We start from the raw sequence: 2029 nt of genomic DNA on the forward strand, positions 1-2029 counted from the left end.
CGCCACTTCTCGACGATCTTCTCTTCCGGGATCGGCAGGACGCCCATTTCGGATGCGACGACGACCAGGCCGTCGTCCGTGACGAGATAGCGTGCGGGACGCAACCCGTTGCGGTCTAGCGTCGCGCCGATCTGCTTGCCGTCGGTGAAGCACACCGCCGCCGGGCCGTCCCATGGTTCCATGAGGGCTGCGTGATACTCGTAGAACGCGCGCCGCTCATCGGACATCAGCGGATTGCCGGCCCAGGCCTCCGGGATCAGCATCATCATCGCGTGGGTGAGGGAATAGCCGCCGCGCACGAGGAATTCGAGCGCGTTGTCGAAGCAGGCGGTGTCGGATTGCCCCTCGTAGGAGATCGGCCAGATCTTGGAGATGTCGTTGCCGAACAAATCGGAATCGACCGATGCTTGGCGCGCCGCCATCCAGTTGACGTTTCCGCGGAGCGTGTTGATCTCGCCGTTATGGGCGACCATGCGGTACGGATGGACGAGCTGCCAGGTCGGAAAGGTGTTCGTCGCGAAGCGCTGGTGGACGAGCGCGAGTGCGCTCTCGAAGCGCGGATCTTGAAGGTCGCGATAATACTCGCCGAGCTGATGCACGAGCACCAAGCCCTTGTAGACGATCGTGCGCGAGGACAGGCACACGGGATAATAGCCAGCGGTACGGGGGTCCTTCATGTCGTAGACGGCGTTGGAGATCACCTTGCGCGCCAGGAACAGGCGCCGCTCGAACACCTCCTGATCGTCCATGCCCTTGCCCTTGCCGACGAAGATCTGCCGGTGGAGCGGTTCCGTCACTTTGACGCTTTCGCCGAGGTCACTCGAATCCACCGGCACATCGCGCCAGCCGAGCAACTGCAACCCTTCGTCCGCAATAGCTTTCGCGACGATCTCTTCGACGAGTTTGAAGCCCTCGGGATCGCGGGGCATGAAAAGATGGCCGGCGCCATATTCGCCCGCGGCCGGGAGCCAGATGCCGTCCTTGGCGCATTCGGCCGCGAAGAACGCGTGTGGGATCTGTACGAGAATGCCGCAACCGTCGCCCATCTTCGGGTCGGCACCGACGGCGCCCCGATGGTCGAGATTCTTCAGGATCGCGAGACCCTGCTCGACGATGGCATGGGATTTGCGGTTCTTCATGTCGGCCACGAAGCCGACGCCGCAGGCATCCTTTTCGTTCGCAGGATCGTAAAGGCCCTGAGGCGCGGGAAAACCGTGATCGAAGGTGCGTGCGTTCGTTTTGCCGGACGTACGGCTCGGAACGCTCAAACCCAGGTGCTTCTTCGCCTCGTCGCTCATATCCAATCCCGTCTCCGCTCGAACGTCATCGTTGTTCTCTGAGGCGGTTTTCAGGCTTCCGGATAAAAGCTTTTGTCCGGATGCCCGCCGCTTCTTGCGTATTTTGGAGGCTTGGGTCCGTCGTCGAGAGCCCGCACCTCGCGGGCATCTCTGGCTGAAATCAGCCGAAGATCGCCCGTCCCGCCCGCGTTTTACGGGCGGATTTCGTCGTATCTCGTTTCGTTCGCGTCAGGCGAAGCATCAAGACGACCTCTGGGCCAAAAAGGCGCGCCGGAGCGCGCCAAAGGGACAGCATGGCTGTCCTAATAAGGCGAAGTTGCCAGAGTTCTTTAGAACGCACAAGAGCAATTTGGAAAAATTTTAGACAAAAATTACAAGGGCGACGGGCGCCGCGTAATAAAGTCATGTCCCGCATGACAAAAGCGCAAGTGTGAGCCGATGGGTCAATGATCTTGACATGATTGGCCGGATCATGAGCTTTGGCGCATCCAGGAGACGGACATGAATTTCGCAAGCGACAATATCGTCGGGGCGAGCGCCCCTGTTCTCGAGGCACTCATGAAGGCCAACGGGGGCGCAATGGCCGCCTATGGCGCCGACGAGATCACGCAGCGGGTGAAGGTCCGCTTTTCCGAGATCTTCGAACGGGACGTATCTGTGTTCTTCGTGACGACGGGAACAGCTGCCAACGCGCTGGCGCTGGCGAGCGCCGTGCCGCCCTGGGGATTGTG

At 60.8% G+C, this 2029-nt stretch carries 1 protein-coding gene and 1 pseudogene; one reads left to right on the plus strand and one right to left on the minus strand.

Annotation, left to right across the window (positions count from 1 at the left end; translation table 11 throughout):
* Positions 1–1298, minus strand: a pseudogene (locus AC1DT3_RS19165) (glutamate synthase subunit alpha); the annotation flags it as partial.
* Positions 1299–1799: 501 nt separating this feature from the next.
* Between AC1DT3_RS19165 and AC1DT3_RS19170 the strand changes: the two are divergent.
* On the plus strand, positions 1800–2029 hold a 230-nt coding region (locus AC1DT3_RS19170; RefSeq protein ID WP_477466808.1), incomplete at its 3' end, for a beta-eliminating lyase-related protein.

Source organism: Microvirga sp. P4_G7, assembly GCF_056401005.1.